Origin of the sequence: Streptomyces vastus, assembly GCF_039532825.1 — a bacterium.
GTDB lineage: Bacteria > Actinomycetota > Actinomycetes > Streptomycetales > Streptomycetaceae > Streptomyces > Streptomyces vastus.
Genome location: NZ_BAAASJ010000120.1, coordinates 145676 through 171939 on the forward strand (window position 1 = coordinate 145676; position 26264 = coordinate 171939).

General features: G+C 69.1%; 22 protein-coding genes and 2 pseudogenes. 15 read left to right on the forward strand and 9 right to left on the reverse strand.

The annotated features are described in order from the left end of the window. Positions 1–16: 16 nt before the first annotated feature. A complete protein-coding gene (locus tag ABD357_RS40340; protein WP_344396411.1) occupies positions 17–1060 on the reverse strand; it encodes an esterase-like activity of phytase family protein in 1044 nt (347 codons plus the stop codon). Between the two features lie 177 nt (positions 1061–1237). Here ABD357_RS40340 and ABD357_RS40345 point away from each other — a divergent pair. Further along, positions 1238–1894, forward strand: a pseudogene (locus tag ABD357_RS40345) (phosphotransferase family protein); the annotation flags it as partial. Between the two features lie 43 nt (positions 1895–1937). On the opposite strand, the gene ABD357_RS40350 reads toward ABD357_RS40345, so the two are convergent. After that, positions 1938–2222: a hypothetical protein gene (locus ABD357_RS40350; protein WP_344396412.1), complete on the reverse strand. Its 285-nt coding sequence runs from the start codon at positions 2220–2222 to the stop codon at positions 1938–1940. A 115-nt stretch (positions 2223–2337) separates the two neighbouring features. Here ABD357_RS40350 and ABD357_RS40355 point away from each other — a divergent pair, with 115 nt between their 5' ends. The 3 genes from ABD357_RS40355 (at position 2338) to ABD357_RS40365 (ending at position 4086) form a co-directional block, all read left to right on the forward strand. Continuing rightward, positions 2338–3132 (forward strand): helix-turn-helix domain-containing protein, encoded by a 795-nt coding sequence (locus tag ABD357_RS40355; protein WP_344396414.1) that lies wholly within the window; start codon positions 2338–2340, stop codon positions 3130–3132. Continuing rightward, positions 3125–3346, forward strand: a complete 222-nt coding sequence (locus tag ABD357_RS40360; RefSeq protein WP_344396415.1) for a DUF397 domain-containing protein — start codon at positions 3125–3127, stop codon at positions 3344–3346. Before ABD357_RS40355 ends, ABD357_RS40360 begins: the two co-directional genes overlap by 8 nt. 131 nt (positions 3347–3477) lie before the next feature. Then, positions 3478–4086: a hypothetical protein gene (locus ABD357_RS40365; RefSeq protein ID WP_344396416.1), complete on the forward strand. Its 609-nt coding sequence runs from the start codon at positions 3478–3480 to the stop codon at positions 4084–4086. A gap of 12 nt (positions 4087–4098) precedes the next feature. On the opposite strand, the gene ABD357_RS40370 is transcribed toward ABD357_RS40365, so the two are convergent. Beyond that, the gene (locus ABD357_RS40370) at positions 4099–4956 is read right to left on the reverse strand and encodes a serine hydrolase (protein ID WP_344396417.1); all 858 of its coding nucleotides are present in this window, start codon (positions 4954–4956) and stop codon (positions 4099–4101) included. A gap of 154 nt (positions 4957–5110) precedes the next feature. Here ABD357_RS40370 and ABD357_RS40375 point away from each other — a divergent pair. From ABD357_RS40375 to ABD357_RS40385, 3 genes and pseudogenes are all read left to right on the forward strand, one after another. Beyond that, positions 5111–5257 (forward strand): annotated as a pseudogene (locus ABD357_RS40375) (sigma factor); the annotation flags it as partial. Positions 5258–5539: 282 nt separating this feature from the next. Further along, entirely contained in the window at positions 5540–6373 is an 834-nt protein-coding gene (locus tag ABD357_RS40380; protein ID WP_344396418.1) for an endonuclease I family protein, read from the forward strand. A gap of 207 nt (positions 6374–6580) precedes the next feature. Next, positions 6581–8080, forward strand: coding sequence for an FG-GAP-like repeat-containing protein (locus ABD357_RS40385; RefSeq protein WP_344396419.1), 1500 nt, complete (start codon positions 6581–6583; stop codon positions 8078–8080). A 17-nt stretch (positions 8081–8097) separates the two neighbouring features. Here ABD357_RS40385 and ABD357_RS40390 read toward each other — a convergent pair whose 3' ends face one another. Next, entirely contained in the window at positions 8098–9582 is a 1485-nt protein-coding gene (locus tag ABD357_RS40390; protein WP_344396421.1) for a PucR family transcriptional regulator, read from the reverse strand. 123 nt (positions 9583–9705) lie between these two features. On the opposite strand from ABD357_RS40390, the gene ABD357_RS40395 reads away from it, so the two are divergent. The 4 genes from ABD357_RS40395 to ABD357_RS40410 all read left to right on the forward strand — a co-directional run bounded on the left by ABD357_RS40395 (position 9706) and on the right by ABD357_RS40410 (position 14830). Beyond that, positions 9706–11166, forward strand: a complete 1461-nt coding sequence (locus tag ABD357_RS40395; protein ID WP_344396422.1) for a sodium:solute symporter family protein — start codon at positions 9706–9708, stop codon at positions 11164–11166. Between the two features lie 54 nt (positions 11167–11220). Continuing rightward, entirely contained in the window at positions 11221–12201 is a 981-nt protein-coding gene (gene speB, locus ABD357_RS40400; protein ID WP_344396423.1) for an agmatinase, read from the forward strand. Then, positions 12198–13895: a thiamine pyrophosphate-binding protein gene (locus ABD357_RS40405; protein WP_344396425.1), complete on the forward strand. Its 1698-nt coding sequence runs from the start codon at positions 12198–12200 to the stop codon at positions 13893–13895. Before speB ends, ABD357_RS40405 begins: the two co-directional genes overlap by 4 nt. A 146-nt stretch (positions 13896–14041) precedes the next feature. Further along, entirely contained in the window at positions 14042–14830 is a 789-nt protein-coding gene (locus tag ABD357_RS40410; RefSeq protein ID WP_344396426.1) for a phosphatase, read from the forward strand. Between the two features lie 486 nt (positions 14831–15316). Here ABD357_RS40410 and ABD357_RS40415 read toward each other — a convergent pair whose 3' ends face one another. The 3 genes from ABD357_RS40415 to ABD357_RS40425 form a co-directional block, all read right to left on the reverse strand. Then, positions 15317–16246, reverse strand: a complete 930-nt coding sequence (locus tag ABD357_RS40415; RefSeq protein ID WP_344396427.1) for an acyl-CoA thioesterase — start codon at positions 16244–16246, stop codon at positions 15317–15319. A gap of 35 nt (positions 16247–16281) precedes the next feature. Next, positions 16282–17439, reverse strand: a complete 1158-nt coding sequence (locus tag ABD357_RS40420; RefSeq protein ID WP_344396428.1) for an acyl-CoA dehydrogenase family protein — start codon at positions 17437–17439, stop codon at positions 16282–16284. Positions 17440–17612: 173 nt separating this feature from the next. Further along, the gene (locus ABD357_RS40425) at positions 17613–18215 is read right to left on the reverse strand and encodes an SACE_7040 family transcriptional regulator (RefSeq protein WP_344396429.1); all 603 of its coding nucleotides are present in this window, start codon (positions 18213–18215) and stop codon (positions 17613–17615) included. 85 nt (positions 18216–18300) lie between these two features. On the opposite strand from ABD357_RS40425, the gene ABD357_RS40430 reads away from it, so the two are divergent. From ABD357_RS40430 to ABD357_RS40445, 4 genes are read left to right on the forward strand one after another with little or no spacing between them, the layout of a single operon-like run. Further along, positions 18301–19917: a carboxyl transferase domain-containing protein gene (locus tag ABD357_RS40430; protein ID WP_344396430.1), complete on the forward strand. Its 1617-nt coding sequence runs from the start codon at positions 18301–18303 to the stop codon at positions 19915–19917. Between the two features lie 19 nt (positions 19918–19936). Next, positions 19937–22126, forward strand: coding sequence for an acetyl/propionyl/methylcrotonyl-CoA carboxylase subunit alpha (locus ABD357_RS40435; protein WP_344396431.1), 2190 nt, complete (start codon positions 19937–19939; stop codon positions 22124–22126). Further along, positions 22123–23079 carry a hydroxymethylglutaryl-CoA lyase gene (locus tag ABD357_RS40440; protein ID WP_344396432.1) on the forward strand — a complete coding sequence of 319 codons (957 nt, stop codon included), beginning with the start codon at positions 22123–22125 and terminating at the stop codon, positions 23077–23079. The genes ABD357_RS40435 and ABD357_RS40440 overlap by 4 nt, the downstream gene beginning before the upstream one ends. Before the next feature lie 6 nt (positions 23080–23085). Then, positions 23086–24252: an acyl-CoA dehydrogenase family protein gene (locus ABD357_RS40445; protein ID WP_344396434.1), complete on the forward strand. Its 1167-nt coding sequence runs from the start codon at positions 23086–23088 to the stop codon at positions 24250–24252. Positions 24253–24511: 259 nt separating this feature from the next. Here the strand turns inward: ABD357_RS40445 and ABD357_RS40450 are convergent, their stop codons facing one another. Both ABD357_RS40450 and ABD357_RS40455 read right to left on the reverse strand, forming a co-directional pair. Next, positions 24512–25252: an SDR family NAD(P)-dependent oxidoreductase gene (locus ABD357_RS40450; RefSeq protein ID WP_344396435.1), complete on the reverse strand. Its 741-nt coding sequence runs from the start codon at positions 25250–25252 to the stop codon at positions 24512–24514. 183 nt (positions 25253–25435) lie between these two features. Further along, entirely contained in the window at positions 25436–26257 is an 822-nt protein-coding gene (locus ABD357_RS40455) for an ATP-grasp domain-containing protein (protein ID WP_344396436.1), read from the reverse strand. Between the last annotated feature and the right edge of the window lie 7 nt (positions 26258–26264).

Genomic DNA, 26264 nt, shown 5'->3' on the forward strand with positions numbered 1-26264 from the left:
CATCCCTCCGCAAAAATCAGAGACGTATGTGCAGGGAGTAGAAGCGGGTGATCTGCGCCGCGTTCTGGTTGTCGTCGCTGGCCAGGAGGATCTTGAGGCGGCCATGGCGGTGGCCGGTGACGGTCATGGCCTCGATGTTGTCGAGGAGGGGGTTGGGCTGGGGCTGCTTGGCGGTGGCGCCGAGGGTGGGGCAGTTCACGAGGTCGGCGAGGAGGGTTTTCCTGATCAGGCGTACGTCGTTCTGGCCGGTGAGGTTCTCGACGCCGCTCGTGTCCGTGGCGCGGCGGAGGTCGGCGGCGTAGAGGCGGACCGTGTTGCCGACACCCGGCGTGAAGCCGCGTTCCAGGACGAGGAGGCGGCCGTCGGGGGTCGCGGTGGTCTCGACGACGCCGAGCCCGGTGTCCGCGCGGTAGCCGTACTGGGCCGCGAGACGGAAGTCCTGGGAGCCGTGCCGGTGCCAGGTCTGGAAGCGGACGATGCCCGGGGTGTCACCGGACAGGGAGCCCTCCATGCCGGCCAGCAGGGTGCGGCCGTCGTTGAGGAAGGTCAGGGCCTCGAAGGTCTGGTTGCCGGCGGCACGCCCGGCAGGCGCGACGCGCAGGTACTCCGGCACGGGAAGCCGGCCCAGGATCACCCCGTCCCGCCCGTACCGCCGGACCGCCGGCTCCCCCTCGGACGACACGAGCCGCGTACCGTCCCGCTCGACGACCAGCCCCTCGGAGTCGAGCGCACCGCTGTTCTCGTCCGCGAGCGCGACGACGGAGCGGGGCTGGAGCGTCTTCGGGTCCAGGGTGAAGAGGGACGACCGGTCGGAGAGGGCGGCGAGCCTGCCGTCCCGGTCGACGGCGAGCGCGGAGAAGTTGCCGACGTAGGTGCCCTCGTACGTCGTCTTGTCGAGGGCGTCGGAGAACCCGTCGATGGAGACGGAGGGGGAACAGGCGTTGCGGGGAGCGGCGGCGGGTGCGGCTGTTGCTCCGGCCGCGGCGGGCCCGGCGGCTGTGAGGCAGGTGGCCGCGGTCAGGCCGGCGGTGAGGGTCGCGAGTACGGATCTCAAGCGCATGGGATCACGGTAGGGCGAGGGTGGTGGAGGGGGATGCAGAAAAAACGTGAACAGTTCTCCCTGCGGTGTTCAGTCGCCGCTCGTTCGAGTGGCCAAAGGGCCTTGTTTCGCTCAGTGTTCGCGCTTTTTTTCCCGTAAGGTGCACGGGCTGTGGCGACGGAGGGGCGGTCCGCGAATATGGCACCGGGGACAGCGACACGGGATCAGCTCGCAGGCGCGGCGCGGGCGGCGCTGGGAGCCGGGCGGTGGCTGGAGGGAGTCGAACGGGTTGCGGGCGGCAGCAAGAAGGGTGTGTACCGCCTGACGATGGACGACGCGACAACGGCGATCGCCTACGTGTGGGACGCCGCCGAGAACTACTGGCCGTCGGCCGAGGGCGACCACGACCTCACCGATCCGTTCTCGCCCGGCCTCGGCCTCGGCCTGTTCGAGGCCGCTCACGCACGGCTGGATGCGCTCGGCGTTCGCGTCCCAGCGATACGCCTCCTCGACCGCGACGGTACGCACTACCCGGCCGACCTGGCCATCGTCGAGGACGTCCCCGGCGAGAACTTGGAGCAACTCCTCGCACGCGACCCGCGCACGGCCGCCCCGGTCATGGCCCGCCTCGCAGAGGCACTGGAGGCGATGCGACACCACCGGGGACCGACGTACGGCAAGGTGGCCGTGGTCGACGCCGGCGGGACCTCGCGCGGAACGTCATGCGAGGCGGTCGTCCTCGAGCGCGCGCTACGGGACCTCACCGAGGCAGCCTCCCGCGACCCCAGGATCGCGACAGCCCGCGACCAACTGGAGGAGCGGCTGCACGTGCTGGCTGAGCAGGTGCAGCCGCGAAGAACATCGCCGAGCACAACCTGAAGGAGGCGCTGACACTGGTCTAGGTCTCGGGAAGGCGGGCGCCACGACTCTCTGCGATGCGGTGTACGTCGGTCAGGGCCTCGGTCATGCGCGCGAGCAGGAAGCGGAGTTGCGCCGGTGTGGCTCGGTGGTCGGCGAGCATGTCGGCCGCGTGGTCGAGGAGATCGTCGGCCATCTCCAGTTGGACGCTCTCGATGGTGTCGGCGATTCGGGAGAGACAGCCGGTTCCGTTGGTCAGGAGATAGCAGCGTTTGCCCTCCGGGCCCGCCCAGGGAAGCAGTCGCACCTCGCTGATGCCATCCATCGTGAACTCCATTGGTTTCTTTGTGTAGCGATCCACTCACAGACTGAAACCGGGCGGGCTAGGTTCGCCAGGGGGTGGCTGGTGACGAGGCGTTTGTCGCAAGGGAGTTGACGAAGTGAGCACCATCTACGGCGACTGGCTCAAGGAGCAGCGCGAGGCGGCCGGGCTGACGCAGCAGCAGCTGGCCGACTCGGCGATCATGACCCGCTCACACATCGCGCATATCGAGGCGGGGCGGCGAGTCCCTTCCAAGGAGGACGCCCGGCGCCTGGACAGAGCACTGAACACGGGAAACGTACTGAGCAGCTTCCTGCCGCAGCAGGACGGCACGATTGCCGACTACTTCGAAGCGGCACGCCAGCTCGAACAACAGGCAACGGTCATCCGCGAGTTCGCGCTGAGCTTCATCCCCGGCATCCTTCAGACGGAGAGATACGCGCGTGCGGTGCTGGGCACGACGTTCCCTCCCAGGAGTCCCGACGAGCGTGACAGGCACGTTGTCACACGGCTTGAGCGCGCGAAGATCCTCGACGATCCGGTGACGCCCGTAGTGTGGACGCTGCTGGACGAGGCAGTGCTACGTCGCCCGGTCGGCGGCCAGGACGTCATGGCTGAGCAGATCACGCACATCGTCCACCTCGTGGAGAGCGAGCGGGTACGTGCTCACGTTCTGCCGTTCGGCCTGGGCGTTCATCCGCTGATGCAGAGCATGCTGTCGCTGTGGTGGTTCGAGGACCAACCTCCTGCCGCGTACAGCGAGGCCATGTCTATCGGCAGAGTGCACGATTCCCCGGCCGTGGTCCATCGGCTCCAGGCCGTCTACGATCTCGGACTGGGCGACGCACTACCGCAGAACGAGTCTGTTGCCCTCCTGAGGGCGATTGCGAAGGAATACGGACACCATGACTGAGCGCATCATCCCGGACTCATCCACGATGAACGGCTGGCGCAAGTCGTCGTACAGCGGCAATGAATCGGGCAGTTGCCTCGAAGTCCTCGACAACTACCCTTCAGGCGTCCCCGTCCGCGACTCCAAAACCCCCCACGGCCCGGCGCTGCTCTTCTCGGTGGGTGATTGGTCGGCGTTCGTCACGGCCGTCAAGGGCGGCAAGTTCCCATCCTGAGCGGCCCGGCGCACCAGTACCCCCTAGCAAAAGCGTGAGCACATCTCCCCACCGCGTTCAAACACCGCTCGTTTGAGTGCACAAAGGGCATCACACCCCCGCGTGTTCACGCTTTTCGCACCATAGGGGCCATGAGCCCGCAACTCAGATCCGAGCACAACCCCTACAGCGCAGGGCACGTGATCACCACCGTACGCACGCTGATGCGTACCGACGGCCTGGACGTACCCCTGACCGCCATCGCCCGCAGCTGTGGCACGTCACGCAACTTCCTCTACTCCAACTGGAAGTCCGCCTCCAAACTGCACCAGCTCGCGCTCAAAGCCGAACTTGCGCACGCTTTTGACGAGGCACAACACACCTGCCCCAGCGACGGCACCACTCAGGGGATCATCGACCACCTGACCCACGTGGTGCGCATCGTCCGCCGCCATCCGACCACGGCCGCGATCGCCCGCTCCTCCCCCATGGCGCTCGCAGCGGCGCACACGGCGATCGAGGGCCCGCTGGTAGAGGTCGCGACGGAACGGATCAGCGATCTGCTCCACCCGCTCGTCCCGCGCGGCGGGGTCTGGGGCGACCTCGCGCTGAAGTCCAGAACGTGGAAGATCCTCTGGGTCGCCCGCCCCGCCGCTCTCTGCCCCGAAGCAGTCGGCGACCAGCGCTGGGAGGACACCCTGGACAGCGGCTTCACCGAGCTGCTGCGTGACCTGCTCTCCCCCTGGCCACCCACGCAGTAACAGCCATACGCGTCAACCGGTCGTAGGGACAAGATCCTTGTGGATCGCCCGTGCCACGCCCTGGATCGTGGTGACGCCGTAGTTCATCGTGCTGTTGCCGTGGGTGAGGACGGAGATCATGTAGTCGTGGCCGCCGCCCTTGAACGTACCGATGCTGTGGACGCGCCAGCCGTGCGTGGAGCGGGGCAGCCAGCCGTTCTTGACGTGCACGGACACGGAGGAGGGCGCCCCCGCCGGCGTACCCCATCTCTGCGAGGAGATGACCTTCCCCATCAACTTCGATATGTACGCACGGGCGTTGTCGCTCAGAACGGAGTTCCTCGCGGTGATGAGGGCGAGCAGCTTCTGCTCGTCGCGGACGGTGATCTGGGTGAGTCCCCAGTAGCCGTTCGCGCCGGGCTTGGTCTGGGTCATGCCGGCGGCGGTGAGGAAGCCCTTCACCCTGGCCACGCCCAGCTGTCTCCAGAGCGTGCTGGTCGCGGAGTTGTCCGACTTGGTGATCATGGCGGTGGCGAGATCGGCCTCGCGCTGAGTGAGATACCGGTTGTGCTTCCTGGCATCCCACAGCAGCGTGGCGAGCACGGTCACCTTCACGACGCTGGCCGAGTCGTACGCCGTAGTCGACCGCAGCGAGCAAGTCGTCCTGGTCGTACGGTCGTAGAGGCCGACGGCGATCGTGCCGTTGCGGTTCGCGAGGGCGGTGGTGATGTCCTTCTGCAGCTTGGCGGCCAGGCCCGCCTTGCCGGACGTACAACTGACCTGCGGCGTCGCCGCGACGACGGGCCCCGCCCCCGCCACGAACGGCACGAGCACCCCCGCGCCGAGCCCCGCGCACAGCACCCGGGCACGCCGGGACATCCGGTGAGTCATGAAGGCTTCCCATCCCCTTGAAGCACCGAGCGCGCTCCGGCGCACTCGCCTCTTCTGACTCATTTGAGTGGCCGAAAGTTGCACACACGTTTCCCGCACGGAAGTTCTGGGCGGTGAGGGACCCAACGCTCAGCGGGCACGCCATGATGAGCCCGTGGACTTCGAGCCGTACCGGGGTGAGTTGGTGGCGTACTGCTACCGGATGCTGGGCTCGTTCCACGAGGCCGAGGACCTGGTGCAGGAGACGATGCTGCGCGCCTGGAAGGCCCGCGACCGGTACGACAGCACGCGCGCGTCCGTACCCGACCCGGCCCGCTGCGCCCAAGTGACCGGCACCGCATCACCCTCTACCGCCTGACCGCATGAGCCGTCAACCAGGGGAAGCCCTCAGCCAGTTGGGGAAAACCCGCACACCACGCGGCTCTACGGGAACGTCACACAAACGCCCCTTCCCGGTTACACGGCGGACCCCTCTCCCGTGCCACGCTCCCGCTTGACCGTAAGGTCAACTCGCGTAGAACGCCCGGCGCTCACGTCAGGCTCCGGGCGGGCTCGCGTGCCGTTCCCGGGAAAGGGCACCCCCATGTCCGTTACGCAGACAGGCACCAGCCGGCCGACCGGCAGACGAATACGCGGCTGGAAGCCGCTCGCGCTGACCGCCGCCGCCGTACTCGTCGGCATCACCCTGCCGACCGCCGCCGCGAGCCCCGCAGTGGCCACCACCACCGCGTACGACGACACGTACTACGAAGGCGCGATCGGCAAGACGGGCCCGGCGCTGAAGGACGCGCTGCACACGATCATCAGCGACCAGACCAGGATCTCGTACTCCGCCGTCTGGAACGCCCTCAAGGCCACGGACCAGGACCCGAACAACGGCAACAACGTGATCCTGCTCTACAGCGGCACCTCCCGCAGCAAGTCCCTCAACGGCGGAAACACCGGCAACTGGAACCGCGAGCACGTCTGGGCCCAGTCCCACGGCGACTTCGGCACCTCGGCGGGCCCCGGAACCGACCTGCACCACCTGCGCCCCGAGGACGTGCAGATCAACAGCATCCGCGGCAACAAGGACTTCGACAACGGCGGCAGCGCGGTCAGCGGCGCGGCCGGCAACTACACCGACTCGAACTCCTTCGAGCCGCGCGACGCCGTCAAGGGCGATGTGGCCCGCATGATCCTCTACATGGCCGTCCGTTACGAGGGCGACGACAGCTGGGCGGACCTGGAGCCCAACGACTCGGTCTCCAACGGCAGTTCCCCGTACCACGGCCGCCTCTCTGTCCTGAAGCAGTGGAACGCCGAGGACCCGCCGAGCGCCTTCGAGGAGAACCGCAACGAGATCATCTACGACACCTACCAGCACAACCGCAACCCGTTCATCGACCACCCGGAGTGGGTCGAGGCGATCTGGTAGCGCGGCGTACGGTGCGTGGTCCTGGTTTGAGCTCCCCGTCTCGAGGTTTTCGAAAGGGGGGCTCAAACCAGCCGCCAAACCAGTCGCCAATCCGTGGTTACAGATACATGACATTCAGTCGTACAACCGATGATGCACAGCCCGAGTCGCACTCCATGAACGCGCCCCCCCGACGCGCCGGACCGAACCGACTCGAAAGGCATGTGCATGTCCCAAGCACGACGCAGAAAAGCCACCACCGCGCGGCTGACCGCACCTCTGGCCGCCGCGGCGCTGCTCGCCGGAGGGGTCGGCACCTGGACCCTCACCGCGGCCTCCGCCGGCGCCGCCGAAACGGCGGAAGTGGAAGTACAGGACGACTTCAACGGGGACGGCTACGCCGACCTGGCCGTCGGTGCCCCGAACGCCACGGTGTCCGGCGCGGCCAAGGCCGGCTACGTGGCCGTCATGTACGGCTCGTCCAGCGGGCTTTCCGCCTCCCACAGGAAGCTCGTCAGCCGCTCCACCAGCGGGGTCCCCGGCTCCGCCACCGCCAACCAGCGCTTCGGGTCCACCTTCACCAAGGGCGACCTGGACGGCGACGGCTTCGGCGACCTCGTGATCGCGGGCGGCTCCGCGGGCTCCGTCATCCTGTGGGGCTCCTCCACCGGCCTCACCGGCGGCACGAACATCGCCGGGTACGGGGCGGCCCCGCAGGCCGGTGACTTCGACGGCGACGGCAAGACGGACCTCGCCCTGTTCACCACGCAGAACGTCGGCGGCGACGACCCCGCGGGCGCCCCGGCCACCCTGTGGAAGGGCCCGGTCTCGCGTACCGGAAAGCCGACCGCCACTCTCCCCATCCTGAACAAGTCCGAGTGGTGGGGCCATGACACCGACGGCGCCGCCTGCGCCACCGACGGCAGCTGCGTGGAGGACGCCGACTCGATCACCGGTCCCATCAAGTCCAGCCAGGCCGGCGACATCAATGGCGACGGCAAGGACGACATCGTCCAGTGGCGTTACTCCGGTGACGGCACCTGGGGCAACCGCCTGCTGTACGGCGGCGATTCGGGCTTCACTCGTGGCTCGGGGACGCCCGGGGACACCGCGGGCGGCGCCGCGCCGGGCACCGGCGTGGGTGACGTGAACGGCGACGGCTACGACGACGTGGTGGTCGGCGCCGACGGCTGGTCCGAGAAGGTCCGCGTCGCCTACGGCTCGGCCTCCGGCCTGTCCAGCTCCAACACCCAGAGCTTCGACCAGAGCCTGCCCGGCTTCCACGGCGCCCAGGAGTCCGGCGACGCCGTCGGCTCGGCGGTCTCGGTCGCCGACGTCACGGGCGACGGCTACGCGGACATCGCGCTCGGCATCTCCGGCGAGGACTTCAGCGGCCTCACCAACGCCGGTTCGTTCGCCCTGGTACCCGGCACGGCCTCCGGCGTCACGGGCGCGGGAACCCAGGTGTTCCACCAGAACACCCCCGGTGTGCCCGGAGTGGCCGAGACGAACGACAGGTTCGGCGCGACCACCGCGCTCCTGGACGTCAACGGCAACGGCTACCGCGACCTCGCCGTGGCCTCCACGGCAGAGAACAGCAACAACGGCGCCGTCTGGCTCCTGCGCGGCAGGACCACCGGTCTCACCACCACGTCCGCCATCGCCTTCGGCGGCAAGGCCCTGTCCGCGCCCTACACGGACGCACTGTTCGGCTCGGCGCTCCGCTGAGCGACTGAGCGGCTTGGTCACTCCTGCCTCAACGCGAACCACAGCTCCATCCGTACGTCCGGATCGTCGAGGTCCATGTCCAGCAGGGCCGCACACCGCCCGACCCGCTGCCGCACCGTGTTCCGGTGCACGGACAGGGCGACCGCCGTGCGGTCCCAACTGCCGTGCAGGGAAAGCCAGGTGCGGAGGGTCTCGGGGAGGGCCGGGCTCGTGGCGATCGGGGCGAGGAGCGTACGGGCGTGAGCCTCGGCCTCAGCCGGCGGAATCAGACCGGCCAGGCCGGGGCGTTCGCTGTGCCGGACCAGGGGCGTACGGGTGGCCCGCGCGCGAGCCAGCGCGCGGGCGGCCTGCGTATCGCCGGTCGCCCATTCCTGCGGGCCGACGGCCGAGCTCGCCCCGCACGTCCAGCCGGGCTGCGGGGCCGGCTCACGGTCGGCGGGCACGAGGACGCGTACGACTTCCCCGTCCACGTCCACGAGCGCCGAGCCGAGTGCCGCCCCCAGCGCGGACGCGGCGACGGCGTCCGCAGCAGCGGGGCCGTCCGGACACGCGTTCACCACGACCCACCGCTTCCCGCCCAGAAGAGGCGCCACGTCCTCGGGCGCGGCGCCCAGCAGCAGTCGTACGAGAGCCGAGGAGCGGGCCGCGCCGGTACCGCTCTGGTGCTCGCCGGTGAGGAGGGACAGGAGTACGGCGGCGACGGAGGCGATGGTGTGGTCGCCGGGTTCGCGCCGGGGCGCCGCCACTGTGAGCACGAACCTCTGCTCCGTACCGAGGGCGTACGCGGCGAGGTGGGTGCCGTCCACGGTGTCGGTGGCGGAGGAAGGGGCGGGCGTGGGCGTGGCACCGGGGCCCTCGACCGGCCGCACGATCGCCGCCAGCTCGGCCAGCGCGCCACTCACTCCCGGTCCCAACTCCCGCCCCGCAACCGCGACTTCCGCCCCGTCGGTCCCGTACAGCACCGCCCGGCCGCCCACCCGCTGAGCCAGTTGCCGCAGGACCGACGGCACCGGGTCCTGCCGGGATGCCGCCGCGGCCAGGCTCTGCTGGGCCTCGGTCACGCGGCGCAGCTCCGCGTGCCGGGCCTGGGCCATGAGCTGCCAGACCGCCCGGGCCACGCCCGAGAAGGTGGTCTGCGGCGGGACCTCGACCAGCGGCAGCTCGTACGTCTCGCAGGCCGCGACCAGGGCCCGCGGCACCGTGTCGTGCACCGGCGCCACCCCGAAGCCGAGGGCCGCGCCGCCCGCCGCGACGATCCTGGACACGTAGTCCTCGAAGTACGTCCCCGAGCCCGCCGCCTCCGGGATGTGCACCCCGGCCGTCAGCAGCAGCTCGCCGCCCAGTAGGTACGGGTACGGGTCCGCCATCTCCGAGGTGTGCGCCCAGTGGATGACGAGGTCCGGATCGGCCGGCCCTGCGATCTGGCGGAGGGCGAGGTCCTCGCGGGCCAGGAGTGCCGCCAGCGGGACCGGTGGGGTGGGAGGGACGGCGGGGTCCGGCATGGTGGACGTTCCCTCCACTCAGGGCGGCTTGAATGGATGAAACGTACACTTCGCAGTCGCTTTCCGGCCACCTAGTGTCGGTGCTCGTCACCCGCAGGCGACACCGAGTGAAGGAGGGCCCACGTGGCCGTCGACTACACAGTCATCGTCGTCTATCTGGCAGGCATGCTGGCCATGGGGTGGTGGGGCATGCGCCGCGCCAGGTCGAAGAGCGAGTTCCTGGTGGCGGGCCGCCGCCTCGGCCCCACCATGTACTCCGGCACCATGGCCGCGATCGTCCTCGGCGGCGCGTCCACCATCGGCGGCGTCGGCCTCGGGTACCAGTACGGCCTGTCCGGTGCCTGGATGGTCTTCACCATCGGCCTCGGGCTCCTCGCCCTGTCCGTCTTCTTCTCCGCCCGCATCGCCAGGCTGAAGGTCTACACCGTCTCCGAGATGCTCGACCTGCGCTACGGCGGCAGGGCCGGCGTCATCTCCGGCGTCGTCATGTGGGCGTACACGCTGATGCTCGCCGTCACGTCCACCATCGCGTACGCCACGATCTTCGACGTCCTCTTCGACATGAACCGCACGATCGCGATCGTCCTCGGCGGCTCGATCGTGGTCGCGTACTCGACACTCGGCGGCATGTGGTCGATCACCCTCACCGACATGGTGCAGTTCGTGGTCAAGACGATCGGCGTACTGCTCCTGCTGCTCCCCATCGCGGTCGTCAAGGCGGGCGGCTTCGGCGCGATGAGGGACGAGCTGCCGACGTCGTACTTCGACCCGCTGGGCATCGGTGGCGAGACGATCTTCACGTACGTCCTCATCTACACCTTCGGCATGCTGATCGGGCAGGACATCTGGCAGCGCGTGTTCACCGCGCGCAGCGACCGGACCGCCAAGTGGGGCGGCACGATCGCGGGCACCTACTGCCTGGCGTACGCGCTCGCCGGCGCCGTCATCGGTACGGCGGCCAAGGTCCTCTACCCGAAGCTCGGCAGCGCGGACGACGCCTTCGCGACCGTCGTGAAAGACGAACTTCCCATCGGAGTAAGGGGCTTGGTGCTCGCTGCGGCCCTGGCCGCCGTGATGTCGACGTCCTCGGGCGCTCTCATCGCCTGCGCGACCGTCGCGAACAACGACATCTGGTCGCGGCTGCGGGGCGCCGTCCGACCGTCCGAGGAGCAGCACGACGAGGTGAGAGGCAACAGGGCCTTCATCCTCATCATGGGCGTCGCGGTGATCTGTACGGCCATCGCGCTGAACAACGTCGTCGAGGCCCTGACCGTCGCCTACAACCTCCTCGTCGGCGGCCTCCTCGTCCCCATCCTCGGCGGCCTGCTGTGGAAGCGCGGCACCGCGCAGGGCGCGCTGGCCTCCGTCGCGGTCGGCGGCCTCGCGGTCATCGCGCTGATGGCGGCGTACGGAATCCTCGCCAACGAGCCCATCTATTACGGGCTGCTGTCCTCGCTGGCCACGTACGTGATCGTCTCGCTGGCCACACCCGCGACCGATGCCGCCGTGCTCGCCGCCTGGCGCGAGCGACTGGCGGGCCGGGCTCCCGAACCCGTGTCCGAACCCGTTCCGGCTCCCCACTAGAGTCGGCCGTGCAGTACATACGCGACGAAGCGTAGGAAAGAAGGCAGAGCAACCATGAGCAGCAACGAGACGCCCCGCGGTCCCGTCGACTCGTCCCGCATTCCGCGGTACGCGGGTCCCGCGACCTTCGCCCGGCTGCCCCGCCTCGACGAGGTCGGCCGCGCCGACGTCGCGGTCGTGGGCGTGCCGTTCGACGCGGGCGTCTCGTACCGGCCGGGTGCCCGGTTCGGCGGGAACGCGATCAGGGAGGCCAGCCGTCTCCTGCGCCCGTACAATCCCGCGCAGGACGCGTCCCCGTTCGCCCTCGCGCAGGTCGCGGACGCCGGGGACATCGCCGCGAACCCGTTCGACATCAACGAGGCCGTGGAGACCGTCGAGGGGGCCGCGGACGAACTCCTCGGCAACGGCGCCCGGTTGATGACCCTCGGCGGCGACCACACCATCGCGCTCCCCCTCCTGCGGTCGGTCGCGAAGCGGCACGGCCCGGTCGCCCTGCTCCACTTCGACGCGCACCTCGACACCTGGGACACGTACTTCGGCGCGGAGTACACGCACGGCACGCCGTTCCGGCGGGCGGTCGAGGAGGGGATCCTCGACACCTCGGCGCTCTCGCACGTGGGTATCCGCGGTCCGCTGTACGGCAGGAAGGACCTGGACGACGACGAGAAGATGGGCTTCGGGATCGTGACGTCGGCGGACGTGATGCGACGCGGCGTCGACGAGGTGGCGGACCAGCTGCGGCAGCGCATCGGCGACCGTCCGCTCTACATCTCCATCGACATCGACGTCCTGGACCCGGCGCACGCGCCCGGCACGGGTACGCCGGAGGCAGGCGGCATGACGTCGCGCGAACTCCTGGAGATCCTCCGCGGGTTGGCGTCCTGCAACCTCGTCTCGGCGGACGTCGTGGAGGTCGCGCCCGCGTACGATCACGCCGAGATCACGTCGGTCGCCGCGTCCCACACGGCGTACGAACTGACGACGATCATGTCCCGCCAGATCGCGCAGGCTCGTAAGGAGACCGAGGCAAAGTGACGCACGACCACGATCTGGTCCTCCGCCCCACACCCGCCCAGATGTCAGCCGCGCTGAATCCTCCCGCCGGACGCATCGGCGGAGACCTGGTCGTGGAAACCCTGTCCGGTCTCGGCGCGACGACGGTCTTCGGTCTCCCCGGCCAGCACGCCCTGGGCCTGTTCGACGCGCTGCGCCGCTCCTCGCTCCGGTACGTCGGCCTGCGCGTCGAGAACAACGCGGGCTTCGCGGCAGACGCGTACGGCCGCATCACCGGCGAGGCGGCCCCGCTGCTGCTCTCGACGGGCCCCGGCGCGCTGACGTCCCTGGCCGCACTCCAGGAGGCGGCGGCGGCGAGCGCGCCCGTGCTGGCGATCAGCAGCCAGATCCCGACGGCGGGCCTGGGCGGCGGCCGTCACGGCTACCTCCATGAACTCCCGGACCAGGCAGCCTCGTTCAGGGGCGTCGTCAAGTCGGTCCATACGGTCCGTACGCAGTCACAGATCCCGTCGGCGATCGCGGCGGCGTGGCAGTCGGCGCTGACGGCTCCGCACGGGCCGGTGTGGGTGGAGATCCCGCAGGACGTACTGCTCGCCGAGACGCTGCTGCCGGAGGTGACGGCAGCCGACGCGACGCCCGAGGAGCTGGTCCCGCGCCCCGAACTCACGGCGGTGGCGGCCCACTTGCTGTCGGGGGCGGCCCGGCCGGCGATCATCGCGGGAGGCGGGGTGGTACGGGCGGACGCGTCGGGGAAGCTTCGCGCGCTCGCCGAGAGGCTGAACGCCCCCGTGGTCACCACCTTCGGCGGCAAAGGCGCGTTCCCCTGGAAGCACCCGCTGTCCTTGCAGTCCTGGCTGGAGGACCGGCACACCACGGACTTCCTGGAGGACGCGGACGTACTTCTCGTCGTCGGCTCGGGTCTGGGCGAAATATCGTCGAACTACCGCACGTTCAAGCCGCGGGGCCGGCTGATCCAGATCGAGGCGGACCTGGGCAAGCTGGAGTCCAACTACCCGGCGCTCGGCATCCACGCCGATGCGAGGCCGGCGCTCTCCGCCCTGCTGGAGACGGTGGACGAGCGTCCGGACGAGGCGGCTCCCGAGCGGGTACGTACGCTCCTGGAACGGGTCCATGCACGCATCACCGCCCAGGAACTCACCCTGGAACAGGATGCGTTGGCGTCGATACGCCGAGCACTTCCCCCACGCTCCCCCTCCTTCTGGGACATGACGATCCTGTCGTACTGGGCCTGGTCGGCCTTCGACCCCCGCCACCCGAACACCATGCACTCGGCTCAGGGCGCGGGCGGCCTCGGCTACGCCTTCCCCGCCGCACTGGGCGCCGCGGCAGCGGACCCCACCCACCCGGTCCTCGCGGTCTCCGGCGACGGCGGCGCCCTCTACTCCATCGCCGAACTCGCCACCGCGAAGCAACACGACTTCGACGTCACCTGGCTGATCATCGACGACGGCGGCTACGGCATCCTCCGCGAGTACATGACGGACACGTTCGGCGAGACGACGGCGACGGCGACGGCGACGGAACTGTCCCGCCCGGACTATGTGGCCCTGGCGGAGTCGTTCGGGGTGCCAGGAGCCCGTACGACCCCCGAGACACTCGAGGGCGACTTGGCGAAGGCCCTGTCAAGCCCCGGCCCGTCGGTGATCGTCCTCCCGGCGGTGCTACGGATGTTCGCGCCCACGCACCTGGGCTGAAGAGAATGGAACCCTGCGGACTGCCCCGCTCCCACCGGTTGCCCGCCGCCCGTCACGGGGCCTGGGTGACGAACACCACGTGACCCCCCGTCCCAGGCTGCGGAACACCAGTTCGCCAAGCGGAGCGCACCGGCAGAATAGGGACCATGCCGATACCCGGGACCCCCAGCCGCGCCGAACTCGTCGACCACCTCGTACGGACGCGTATCGCGGGCGATGTCGCCACCCCCCGCGAGAACAACCTTTCCCACTACCGCAAACTGTCGAACGGCGACCGCAACTTCTGGCTCGGCCTTGAGCTCGGCGACCGCTGGACCGACGAGCAGGACGTGCTCGCGGTGATGGCGGAGCGTTGCGGAGTGAACGACGACCCGGAGTACCGCCACGGGCAGGACACCATCGATCCGGAGCTGACGGTCGATGCCCTTGACAGGATGGCGTCACGGCTGCGGAAGGCGGCGGCCGGGCAGCAGCGGGTGCTGTTCGCGACGGGGCATCCGGGCGGCTTGCTGGATGTGCACCGGGCGACGGCGGCGGCGTTGCGTGCCGCCGGGTGCGAGATCGTGGTGATTCCGGAGGGGCTGCAGACGGACGAGGGGTACGTCATGCAGTTCGCGGACGTGGCGGTTCTGGAGCAGGGGGCCACGCTCTGGCACACGCATTCCGGTGAGCCGATGCGGGCCATCCTGGCGGGGCTCGAGCGCGAGGGCCGGCCGCTGCCCGACCTGGTCGTGGCCGACCACGGCTGGGCGGGTTTCGCCGGCCAGCAGGGCATCGACTCCATGGGGTACGCGGACTCCAACGACCCCGCGCTGTTCCTCGCGGAATCCGAGGGCACGCTCCAGGTGGCGATTCCCCTGGACGACCACGTCACGAGTCCGCGGCACTATGACCCGATGACGGCGTATCTGCTGGACGCGGCGGACTTGGTCTAGAGGGGGATACGCCCCCGCCGCCCCTACCCGTCCCATACCGGGGCCAGCCCCGGACCCCACCAAGGGCTCCCCCTTGGACCCCGCTGGGGCTGCGCCCCAGACCCCATCGGCCTGAACGGCCTCGTCCTCAAACTCCCCCAGCTATCGCTGGGAGGTGCCCCCAGACGGGCTGATTGATGCGGACCGGGGCTGCAAGAAATCAGCCCCTCCGGCGTTTGAGGAGCGGGGGTCCGGGGGCTGGCCCCCGAAGGGGGGTCCGGGGGCTGGCCCCCGAAGGGGGGTCCGGGGGCTGGCCCCCGAAGGGGGGTCCGGGGCGGAGCCCCGAAGGGGGTCTGGGGGCGCAGCCCCGAAGGGGGTCTGGGGGCGCAGCCCCCAGCGGGGTCCGGGGCGCAGCCCCAGCGGGGCCCAGGGGCGCAGCCCCTTGGTATGGGACGGGTAGGGGCGGCGGGGGCGAGACAAACCCCGCCCAACCCCCGGAGGGAACCGTCACCGCGGCACCCGCACAACCCCCTCCTGGATCACCGTGATCGCCAACTGGCCCTCCCGCGTGTAGATCCGGGCCTGCCCCAGCCCCCGCCCGCCCGACGCCGACGGCGACTCCTGGTCGTACAGGAGCCACTCGTCCGCCCGGAACGGCCGGTGGAACCACATCGCGTGGTCCAGCGAGGCCCCGACCACGTCCCCCACGGCCCAGCCACCCCGCCCGTGGGCGAGGAGCACGGAGTCGAGGAGCGTCATGTCGGAGACGTAGGTGGCGAGGCACACGTGCAGCAGGGGATCGTCTGTGAAGTCGTCGAGCTTGCCGTTCGTGCGGAACCACACCTGGGAGCTCGGCTCGCGGGGCTCCCCGACGCTGGCGAACGGCGGTGCGTCCACGTACCGGAGGTCAACCGCGGCGCGGGCCTCCAACAGCCGCTCCAGAACGCCCGGTTCCCAGAAGGCGTCCGCGTACGTCGGCAGGGTCTCCGCCGCGGTCGGCAGGGTCTCGGGGTCGGGCGAGTCAGGCATGGGGGCCTGGTGCTCCAGGCCCTCCTCGTACGTCTGGAAGGACGCGGAGAGGTGGAAGATCGGCTGCCCGTGCTGGACCGCCACGACCCTCCGGGTCGTGAAGGAACGTCCGTCGCGGATCCGGTCCACGGTGTAGACGATGGGCGCGCCGGGGTCTCCGGGGCGCAGGAAGTACGAGTGCAGGGAGTGGGCGAGCCGGTCCTCGGGAACCGTACGCCCGGCGGCGACCAGGGCCTGCGCCGCGACCTGGCCGCCGAAGACGCGCGGGACGACGGAGGACCGGGACCGGCCGCGGAAGATGTCCTGCTCGATCCGCTCCAGGTCGAGCAGATCGAGCAGGGAGTCGAGTGCCTCGCGTGGCCGGCTTGCCTCGCTCGCCTCGCTGTTTGCCTCGCTTGCCTCGTTCATGATGTCGGTTGTGCCGTGCGGCAGCTGCGCACGGCCTACAGACCCATGTCCTTCGCGATGATCATCTTCATGACCTCGCTGGTGCCGCCGTAGATCCGGTTGACGCGGTTGTCGGCGTACAGACGGGCTATCGGGTACTCGTTCATGAAGCCGTAGCCGCCGTGCAGCTGGAGGCAGCGGTCGATGACACGGTGCGCGACCTCGGTGCAGAACAGCTTGGCGCTCGCGGCCTCGGCCGGGGACAGCTCGTCCGCGTCCAGGGCTTCCAGCGTGCGGTCGGCGACGGCCTGCGCGGCGTCGACCTCGGCCTGGCAGGCGGCCAGCTCGAACTTGGTGTTCTGGAAGGAGGCGACCGTCTTGCCGAAGACCGTACGGTCCTGGACGTACTCCTTGGCAAACCGGACCGCCGCCGCTGCCTGCGCGTACGCGCCGAAGGCGATGCCCCAGCGCTCCGAGGCGAGGTTGGTGCCGAGGTAGGCGAAGCCCTTGTTCTCCTCGCCGAGCAGGTCCTCGACCGGCACCTTCACGTCGACGAAGGCCAGTTCGGCGGTGTCGGAGGTCTTCAGCCCGAGCTTGTCCAGCTTGCGGCCGACGGAGTAGCCCTCGGACTTGGTGTCCACGGCGAACAGGGAGATGCCGAAGCGGCGGTCGTCCTCGCGCGGGGCGGAGGTGCGGGCGCAGACGATGACGCGGTCGGCGTGCACACCGCCGGTGATGAAGGTCTTGGCGCCGTTGAGCACATAGTGCGTGCCGTCGTCGGAGAGCTTCGCGGTGGTCTTCATGCCCGCGAGGTCGGAGCCGGTGCCCGGCTCGGTCATCGCGAGGGCCCACATCTCCTCACCGGAGACGAACTTCGGCAGGAACCGCTTCTTCTGCTCGTCGGTGGCGAGCATCTTGATGTACGGCAGACCGAGCAGCACATGCACACCGGAGCCGCCGAAGGAGACACCCGCGCGGGCGGTCTCCTCGTACATCACGGCCTCGAACTTGTACGAGTCGATGCCCGCGCCGCCGAACTCCTCGGGGACGCGGATCCCGAAGACGCCCAGCTCGGCGAGCTTGTAGTAGAAGTCGCGCGGCGCCTGGCCCGCGGCGAACCATTCGTCGTACACGGGGACGACCTCGGCCTCGATGAAGGCTCGCAGGGTCTCCCGGAACGCCTCGTGATCCTCGGTGAAGACGGTACGGCGCATCGTGTACGGCTCCTTGGCTCGCGCTGCTCGGTCCCAAGCGCCGCGTGTCGTCTAAGCGCTTGCTCAGCTAACGCTACCCGCCGGTCACTACAGTCGTCCAGAGACGTAGGTCACGCTGACGGCAGGTCACACGGACACCGCGCCACGCCGGAACCAGTCACCGTAGGACCGGCTCACCCCGGAGCCGAGACGGCCGCCGCCTCGAACGCCCCCCGCGCCATCCGGTGCAGCAACGCCGCCGTCCCCGCCCGGCCGGGCAGCGAGCCCGGACGCCCCAGATGCGGTGTCGAGTTCAGCAGCCCGAACACCGCGTGGACGGCGGCCCGGGCGCCGGGTTCCGCGAGGTCCGGGTACACCTCGCGTACGACCTCCACCCACAGCTCCACGTACTGCCGTTGGAGCTGCCGTACGAGCTTGCGGTCGCTGTCCCGGAGGCGGTCCAGCTCGCGGTCGTGCAAGGTGATCAGAGGGCGGTCGTCGAGCGCGAAGTCGATGTGCCCCTCGACGAGCGAGTCGAGGACCGCCTCGGGGTTCCCGGCGGCCTCGGCGGCCCGCCGCTTGCCACCGGTCAGCAGCTGCTCGCTGATCCCCACGAGCAGCTCGGCGAGCATCGCGTCCTTGCCCGCGAAGTGCCGGTACAGGCCCGGTCCGCTGATGCCGACCGCCGCCCCTATCTCGTCGACACCGACGCCGTGGAAGCCTCGCTCGGCGAAGAGCCGGGCCGCTTCCTTGAGGATCTGCTCGCGGCGGGTGAGGGCGTCGGTTCTGATGGCCATGGAGGCAATTCTAGACAGCGAGGTTAGCGCTCGTTAACCTGATGGAAACGGTTAACGCTCATTAACAAAGTGAGGGGACTCCACGATGCAGGAGGCACCGGAGCTGACCAGCGCGGCTGACCCTGCGTCGGCGGCCTGGCGGGCCAACGAGGCGGCGCACCGCGCGCTCGTGGACGAGCTGCGGCAGAAGCTGGCCGTGGCCCGGCTCGGCGGCGGCGAGCGGGCGCGCGCCCGGCACACCGCGCGCGGAAAGCTGCTGCCGCGCGACCGCGTGGACACCCTGCTGGATCCCGGCTCACCCTTCCTGGAGCTGGCCCCGCTCGCCGCCGACGGGCTGTACGACGACCAGGCTCCGGCGGCAGGGGTCATCGCCGGGATCGGGCGGGTGAGCGGCCGCGAGTGCGTGGTCGTCGCCAATGACGCGACCGTCAAGGGCGGCACGTACTACCCGATGACGGTGAAGAAGCACCTGCGCGCCCAGGAGGTGGCGCTGGAGAACCGCCTCCCCTGTGTGTACTTGGTGGACTCCGGGGGCGCGTTCCTGCCCATGCAGGACGAGGTCTTCCCCGACCGCGAGCACTTCGGGCGGATCTTCTACAACCAGGCGCGGATGTCGGGGGCGGGGATCCCGCAGATCGCGGCGGTGCTCGGCTCCTGCACGGCGGGTGGGGCGTATGTCCCCGCCATGAGCGACGAGGCCGTGATCGTGCGCAACCAGGGCACGATCTTCCTCGGCGGCCCGCCCCTGGTGAAGGCCGCCACCGGAGAGGTCGTCACCGCCGAGGAGCTGGGCGGCGGCGAGGTCCACGCGCGTGTGTCGGGTGTCACCGACCATCTCGCGGAGGACGACGCGCACGCACTGCGGATCGTGCGCACCATCGTTTCCACCCTCCCCGCGCGCGGGGCACTGCCCTGGACGGTCGCACCGGCCGTGGAGCCGAAGGTGGACCCGGCCGGGCTTTACGGCGTGGTGCCGGTGGATTCCCGTACCCCCTATGACGTACGCGAGGTCATCGCGCGCGTGGTCGACGGCTCGCGCTTCGCGGAGTTCAAGTCGGAGTTCGGGCAGACGCTGGTGACGGGGTTCGCGCGGGTGCACGGGCATCCGGTCGGGATCGTCGCCAACAACGGCATCCTGTTCTCCGAATCGGCCCAGAAGGGCGCCCACTTCATCGAGCTGTGCGACCAGCGCGGGATCCCGCTGCTGTTCCTGCAGAACGTCTCGGGCTTCATGGTGGGGCGTGACTACGAGGCGGGCGGTATCGCCAAGCACGGCGCCAAGATGGTCACGGCGGTGGCCAGTACGCGCGTACCGAAGCTGACGGTGGTGATCGGCGGGTCGTACGGCGCGGGCAACTACTCGATGTGCGGCCGGGCGTACTCCCCTCGCTTCCTGTGGATGTGGCCCAACGCCAAGATCTCCGTGATGGGCGGCGAGCAGGCCGCGTCGGTCCTCGCGACCGTCAAGCGCGACCAGTTGGAGGCCCGCGGCGAGTCCTGGCCGGCGGAGGAGGAAGAGGCCTTCAAGGAGCCGATCCGCGCGCAGTACGAGCGTCAGGGGAACGCCTATTACGCGACGGCCCGGCTCTGGGACGACGGGGTCATCGACCCGATGGAGACCCGGCAGGTGCTGGGACTGGCCTTGACGGCGTGCGCGAACGCCCCGCTGGGCGAGCCCCAGTTCGGCGTCTTCCGGATGTGAGGGTGAGGGACTCTTGACGATGTTCGAGACAGTGCTTGTGGCCAACCGGGGCGAGATCGCGGTCCGTGTCATCCGTACGCTCCGGTCGCTGGGTGTGCGCTCGGTGGCCGTCTTCAGCGATGCGGACGCCGACGCACGGCACGTCCGGGAGGCCGACACGGCCGTACGGATCGGTCCGGCGCCGGCGGGTGAGAGCTATCTGTCGGCGGAGCGGCTGCTGGAGGCGGCGGCACGCACGGGCGCGCAGGCGGTGCATCCGGGCTATGGCTTCCTCGCCGAGAACGCCTCCTTCGCGCGTGCCTGCGCCGACGCCGGGCTCGTCTTCATCGGGCCGCCCGCCTCGGCCATCGAGCTCATGGGCGACAAGATCCGCGCCAAGGAGACGGTGCGGGCGGCCGGGGTGCCGGTGGTGCCGGGGGCAGCCGATCCCGAACTGGAGGACGCGGCCCGCGAGTTGGGCGCTCCCGTACTGCTCAAGCCCTCGGCGGGCGGTGGCGGCAAGGGGATGCGGCTGGTGCGCGACCTGTCGGTCCTGAGCGAGGAGATCGCGGCGGCCCGGCGTGAGGCACGGGCATCCTTCGGTGACGACACGCTGCTCGTGGAGCGGTGGATCGACCGGCCCCGGCACATCGAGATCCAGGTCCTGGCGGACGGCCACGGCCATGTGGTGCACCTGGGCGAGCGTGAGTGCTCCCTCCAGCGCCGGCACCAGAAGATCATCGAGGAGGCGCCGAGTGTGCTGCTCGACGAGAAGACGCGGGCGGCCATGGGGGCGGCGGCGGTCGAGGCGGCGCGGTCCTGCGGGTATGTGGGTGCGGGCACGGTCGAGTTCATCGTGCCGGGCGACGACCCGTCGGCGTACTGCTTCATGGAGATGAACACCCGGCTTCAGGTGGAGCACCCGGTGACGGAGATGATCACGGGGATCGACCTTGTCGAGTGGCAGCTTCGGGTTGCGGCGGGTGAGCGGCTGGCGTTCGGGCAGGGCGACATTGTGCTCACGGGGCATGCGGTTGAGGCGCGGATCTGTGCGGAGGATCCGGCGCGGGGGTTTCTGCCGTCCGGGGGGACGGTTCTGGCTCTGCGCGAGCCGCAGGGGGACGGGGTCCGCACCGACTCGGGGCTGAGCGAGGGCACGCAGGTCGGCAGCCTGTACGACCCGATGCTGTCGAAGGTCATCGCGTACGGACCGGACCGGGCGACCGCGCTGCGGAAGCTGCGGGCTGCGCTTGCCGAGACGGTCACGCTGGGCGTGCAGACCAACGCCGGGTTCCTGCGGCGCCTGCTGGCCCATCCCGCGGTGGTGGCGGGCGAGTTGGACACAGGGCTCGTGGAGCGGGAGGTTGACGGGCTGGTCTCGGCTGAGGTGCCGGGTGAGGTGTACGTGGCGGCGGGGTTGCTGCGACAAGCGGAACTTTTCCCCAGCCCCGCCCCTTCCCGAAACTGGAGGCTCCGCCCCCAGACCCCCGATCGGCCTGAACGGCCTCGTCCTCAAACGCCGGACGGGCTGAGTGGTGCGGGACCGGCCTCACAAGTGAGCCACGGGCTGAGGGGTTCGGGACCGGGCTCAGAGGGTGGCAGTTGGGTGGATCCCTTCTCCGTGCCCAATGGGTGGCGGCTCGGCGGCGAGCCCGCCTGGACCGTGCACCACCTCCGCGTACCCGGCCACGAACCCGTGACCGTCCGCGTGCGGAGCACCGCGGCAGGCATGGAGTTCCTGCTCGACGGCGCAGCCGAACCGCTCCGGGGGTCTGGGGGCTTGCCCCCAGCTTCGGGAAGGGGCGGGTTTGGGGAAGAAAACCCCTCCACGGTCACCCTCCACCTGAACGGCGTCACCCACACCTTCACCACCCTGCCGGCAGGCACCTGGCTCGGCCGTGACGGCGACGCCTGGAACGTCCACGACCATGACCCCGTAGCCGCCTCCCTCAGCGGAGCTGCTCGCACCGGCGTCGACTCCCTCACCGCCCCCATGCCCGGCACCGTCACCGTCGTGAAGGTCGCCGTGGGGGATGAAGTGGCCGCCGGACAGAGCCTGCTGGTGGTGGAGGCGATGAAGATGGAGCACGTCATCTCCGCCCCGCATGCCGGCACCGTCACCGAGCTGGACGTCACAGCGGGTTCGACCGTCGCCATGGACCAGGTGCTGGCCGTCATCGCTCCCCAGGAGCAGGAACTGGGACAGGAGCAGGAGGAGGCCACCTCATGACCACACCCGCACTGGGACTTCCGATGGCCGTTCCCGCCCAGGGCCTCCCGGCCACCGTCCGGATCCACGAGGTCGGTGCCCGCGACGGTCTGCAGAACGAGAAGGCCACCGTCCCGACGGAGACCAAGGCCGAGTTCATCCGGCGCCTCGCCGATGCGGGGCTCACCACCATCGAGGCCACGAGCTTCGTACACCCCAAGTGGGTGCCCCAACTGGCCGACGCGGAGCAGCTGTTCCCCCTCGTACGGGACCTCGCCGACCTGAGCGACACCGTCCTGCCCGTGCTCGTGCCCAACGAACGCGGGCTGGACCGCGCCCTCGCGCTCGGCGCGAGCCGTATCGCCGTGTTCGCGTCCGCCACGGAGTCCTTCGCGAAGGCCAACCTCAACCGGACCGTCGACGAGGCGCTGGCCATGTTCGAGCCGGTGGTCGAGCGGGCGAGGACGCAGCAGGCCCACGTCCGCGGCTATCTCTCCATGTGCTTCGGCGACCCCTGGGAGGGCCCGGTCCCTGTCCCCCAGGTCGTACGGGTCTGCAAGGCACTCCTGGACATGGGCTGTGCCGAACTGAGCCTCGGCGACACGATCGGCGTGGCGACCCCGGGGCACGTACAGGCACTGCTCAGCGCGCTGAACGAAGCAGGCGTCCCCACGCACGCCCTCGGCGTGCACTTCCACGACACATACGGGCAGGCCCTCGCCAACACCCTGGCGGCCCTTCAGCACGGGGTCACGACCGTCGACGCGTCCGCCGGAGGCCTCGGCGGCTGCCCGTTCGCCAAGTCCGCCACCGGCAACCTCGCCACCGAAGACCTCGTGTGGATGCTGCACGGCCTCGGCATCGGCACCGGGGTCGACCTCGACCGTCTCGTCGCCACCAGCGTCTGGATGGCCGAACGACTGGGCCGGCCCAGCCCTTCCCGCACCGTCCGCGCCCTCTCCCACAAGGAGTGATCCCCCATGTCACTTGACCATCGACTCTCCCCCGAACTCGAAGAACTCCGGCGTACGGTCGAGGAGTTCGCCCACGACGTCGTGGCCCCGAAGATCGGTGATTTCTACGAGCGGCACGAGTTCCCGTACGAGATCGTGCGGGAGATGGGCCGGATGGGCCTGTTCGGGCTGCCGTTCCCGGAGGAGTACGGCGGCATGGGCGGCGACTATCTGGCGCTGGGCATCGCGCTGGAGGAACTGGCCCGCGTGGACTCCTCGGTGGCGATCACGCTGGAGGCGGGCGTCTCGCTGGGCGCCATGCCGATCCATCTCTTCGGCACGGAGGCCCAGAAGCGGGAATGGCTGCCCCGCCTCTGCACGGGCGAGATCCTCGGCGCCTTCGGCCTGACCGAACCGGACGGCGGTTCGGACGCGGGCGCGACCCGTACGACAGCCCGTCTGGACGAGGCGACGAACGAATGGGTCATCAACGGCACCAAATGCTTCATCACCAACTCCGGTACGGACATCACAGGTCTGGTCACGGTCACGGCGGTGACCGGCCGCACGGCCGAGGGCAAGCCCCGTATCTCGGCGATCATCGTCCCGTCGGGGACGCCGGGCTTCACGGTGGCACCCGCGTACTCGAAGGTCGGCTGGAACGCCTCGGACACGCGCGAGCTGTCCTTCGACGACGTCCGCGTACCGGCCGCGAACCTGCTCGGTGAGGAGGGCCGCGGTTACGCCCAGTTCCTCCGCATCCTCGACGAGGGCCGTATCGCCATCGCGGCCCTGGCGACGGGTCTTGCGCAGGGCTGCGTCGACGAATCCCTCAAGTACGCCAAGGAGCGCCAGGCCTTCGGCCGGCCGATAGGCGCGAACCAGGCGATCCAGTTCAAGATCGCCGACATGGAGATGAAGGCCCACACGGCCCGACTGGCCTGGCGCGACGCGGCCTCCCGCCTGGTGACCGGCGACCCCTTCAAGAAGGAGGCGGCCCTGGCCAAGCTCTACTCCTCCACGATCGCCGTGGACAACGCCCGCGACGCCACCCAGATCCACGGCGGCTACGGCTTCATGAACGAGTACCCGGTGGCCCGTATGTGGCGCGACTCCAAGATCCTGGAGATCGGCGAGGGCACGAGCGAGGTCCAACGCATGCTGATCGCACGGGAGTTGGGGCTGGCGGGATGATCCCTTCCCCGTCGGAAATCCGTGTGATGTGAACCGCCGGACAAAAGGGCCGGCCTGCTGAGCTGGTCCCTTTCCCAGCGGCCTCCAGATGAGCATAATGACCCTCTCGACCAAGGCATGGGACAGGTCGAGTGCGGCAGGACAGGGAACCAACGAGGCTCCTGAGCCGGTGAGTTGAGACTTCGAACACCTCCCTCAACGGCACGGGAGCCTCAAGCGTTGCGGACACCGGCCCCCTCGATCAGCGGCCCCGCTGAACTCACATGTGCAGCAGCTGGCCGCCGTCAACCACCAGTACATGACCCGTGACATAGTCGGCCTCGGCCAGGAAGACAACCGCATGACCGATCTCCTCGGGTCGGCCGAATCGCCCCAGCGGAATCATTGACAATACGCGCTCCTTGAATTCCGGAGAGGCGCCCCGAGTCATTGCCGTGTCGAAGTTTCCAGGGGCCACGGCGTTGACCCGGATATTCTTCGAACCCAATTCCCTCGCGAGGCCGGAGGTCACCGACACCAATCCGGCTTTGGCAGCCGCATAGGCCGTCACGCCGGCCGACCCTGCCAAGCCGTATGCGGAAGTGATGTTGACCACTACACCACCACGCCGTTCCATGGAAGGGACGATCTTCTGCATGACACGGATGTGCCCGGTGACGTTCGCCGCGATGGTGGCGTCCAAGTCACTGCCGAGGAGCTTGTCCCAACTCCCTGGACGCCGCAACTCTCCGCCATTGTTGACCAGAATGTCGGGCTCCTGGAGTTCGGCGACACGGCGAGCGAAATTCTCAATGCTCGACTCCGAAAGCAAATCGAGCTGAATAATGTTGCACTTTCCGCCACGAGCAACGACGAGATCACCTACTTCCGCGGCAGCCTCCTTGTCGGACTTATAGGTGATCGACACCGTCGCACCACGATCGGCAAGCGATAATGCAATCGCCCTTCCCAGCCCCCGGCTGCCGCCAGTGACCACAGCGTGCGCACCCTCGATATCCACGAATCAAGCCCCCTACCGGCATGTGCAATACCGCATGAGTAATACCGGCACAGAAGACTACCCCGGCCCCTTGCACCGGTCAATCGAGGACACAACGGCAAGGTGACCTTCCGAACAGGTGAACTCTCGAACCCCCGGGCGGATGAAAAGGTAAGCACTCCGTGTACTGCTGCCGGTCGTGAGTCATTCAAGAGCGCGCACAATCGCGTGATACGTGGTTGCCGCAGCTCGTAAATACTCGGAACCCTGCCCGGCGAATCCAGACCCCAAGTTGATTCCTTCATTCACTTCGAGTATCCGCCACGATCGATCGCCGGACTCAACCAGATCTACGGCGGCCAGTCTGAGCCCGATAACTTCACAGGCACGAAGGGCGCCAGTGATCAACCGCTCATTTTCATGGATGGACAGCAATTTCGGTGCTGCACCGAACGCAAGGTTGTGCCGCCAGTCAGCATTGCGGATCTTCTCGAAGATGAGCAGCGGCGCACCGTCCAGGACGATCACTCGAACTTCGCGCCGGAGGTTCAAGTACGGAGAAACAGCGGCCACTCCATCGTAGCGCCCCAGCAACTGGTTCAGCTTTTTCCGGGCGGCACGGAATGTGACTGCTCGCTCGACATCACGGCCATTGCTTCCCGTTACGGGTTTCAGGACTACTTCCGAGGCAGACAGCCCGGCCAGTCTCAGCTGGTTGTGGCACAGCCGCCGAATCTCCCGCCGACTTCGCCCTTTGGCCAGCACCAGGAAGTGCTGGACGGCGTCGACGCCGGCGGCCGACAGGACTGTGTACGTCGCAACCTTGTCCATGGCGACTCTGGCTGCGGTATTTGAGTTGTGCGGAAAAGAGTAGCCGATGACGTAGTGTTTCGTGCCGCCCTTCTGCAGTTCATGCAGCCAGCCACCCCGCAGCGCCTGGTAGTCCCAACCGAGATTTTCCGCAGCCCCCCTGAGGAAGTATCCGATGTCATGCAATGCCTCAGCCTCCAGTTCCGGAGCGATCACGGTCGTG

Excerpts from the sequence above, each read along its gene's own strand:
- ABD357_RS40340 (WP_344396411.1), bottom strand. The coding sequence starts at position 1,060 with ATGCGCTTGAGATCCGTACTCGCGACCCTCACCGCCGGCCTGACCGCG.
- ABD357_RS40350 (WP_344396412.1), bottom strand. The coding sequence starts at position 2,222 with ATGGATGGCATCAGCGAGGTGCGACTGCTTCCCTGGGCGGGCCCGGAG.
- ABD357_RS40360 (WP_344396415.1), top strand. The coding sequence starts at position 3,125 with ATGACTGAGCGCATCATCCCGGACTCATCCACGATGAACGGCTGGCGC.
- ABD357_RS40365 (WP_344396416.1), top strand. The coding sequence starts at position 3,478 with ATGAGCCCGCAACTCAGATCCGAGCACAACCCCTACAGCGCAGGGCAC.
- ABD357_RS40370 (WP_344396417.1), bottom strand. The coding sequence starts at position 4,956 with ATGACTCACCGGATGTCCCGGCGTGCCCGGGTGCTGTGCGCGGGGCTC.
- ABD357_RS40380 (WP_344396418.1), top strand. The coding sequence starts at position 5,540 with ATGTCCGTTACGCAGACAGGCACCAGCCGGCCGACCGGCAGACGAATA.
- ABD357_RS40385 (WP_344396419.1), top strand. The coding sequence starts at position 6,581 with ATGTCCCAAGCACGACGCAGAAAAGCCACCACCGCGCGGCTGACCGCA.
- ABD357_RS40390 (WP_344396421.1), bottom strand. The coding sequence starts at position 9,582 with ATGCCGGACCCCGCCGTCCCTCCCACCCCACCGGTCCCGCTGGCGGCA.
- speB (WP_344396423.1), top strand. The coding sequence starts at position 11,221 with ATGAGCAGCAACGAGACGCCCCGCGGTCCCGTCGACTCGTCCCGCATT.
- ABD357_RS40410 (WP_344396426.1), top strand. The coding sequence starts at position 14,042 with ATGCCGATACCCGGGACCCCCAGCCGCGCCGAACTCGTCGACCACCTC.
- ABD357_RS40415 (WP_344396427.1), bottom strand. The coding sequence starts at position 16,246 with ATGAACGAGGCAAGCGAGGCAAACAGCGAGGCGAGCGAGGCAAGCCGG.
- ABD357_RS40420 (WP_344396428.1), bottom strand. The coding sequence starts at position 17,439 with ATGCGCCGTACCGTCTTCACCGAGGATCACGAGGCGTTCCGGGAGACC.
- ABD357_RS40425 (WP_344396429.1), bottom strand. The coding sequence starts at position 18,215 with ATGGCCATCAGAACCGACGCCCTCACCCGCCGCGAGCAGATCCTCAAG.
- ABD357_RS40430 (WP_344396430.1), top strand. The coding sequence starts at position 18,301 with ATGCAGGAGGCACCGGAGCTGACCAGCGCGGCTGACCCTGCGTCGGCG.
- ABD357_RS40435 (WP_344396431.1), top strand. The coding sequence starts at position 19,937 with ATGTTCGAGACAGTGCTTGTGGCCAACCGGGGCGAGATCGCGGTCCGT.
- ABD357_RS40440 (WP_344396432.1), top strand. The coding sequence starts at position 22,123 with ATGACCACACCCGCACTGGGACTTCCGATGGCCGTTCCCGCCCAGGGC.
- ABD357_RS40445 (WP_344396434.1), top strand. The coding sequence starts at position 23,086 with ATGTCACTTGACCATCGACTCTCCCCCGAACTCGAAGAACTCCGGCGT.